The 270-nt window shown below is 33.3% G+C and carries 1 pseudogene; it reads left to right on the forward strand.

The annotated features are described in order from the left end of the window. Positions 1 to 270 (forward strand): annotated as a pseudogene (locus J3S90_RS16245) (hypothetical protein); the annotation flags it as partial.

Here is a 270-nt window from a genome sequence, read left to right on the forward strand (position 1 = left end):
AAAACATCAAAATCGGACGTGATAATTTCTTTGATTTTCTAAGAGCTCATGCCCTATTGGTACCCAAACAACGCAATTTTACACGAACTACAAACTCTAATCATCTATTTACAAAATGGAAAAATTTAGTACAAAATAAAGTGCCTAATCAACCAGAAGAACTCTGGGTAAGCGACATTACTTACTTGCGTCTTAATGGAAAAAATGCCTATTTAGCACTCGTAACAGATGCTTATTCTAAACAAATAATGGGTTTTCATGTAGCTACAA

The organism is Flavobacterium flabelliforme, assembly GCF_017948675.1.
GTDB classification, from domain to species: domain Bacteria; phylum Bacteroidota; class Bacteroidia; order Flavobacteriales; family Flavobacteriaceae; genus Flavobacterium; species Flavobacterium pygoscelis.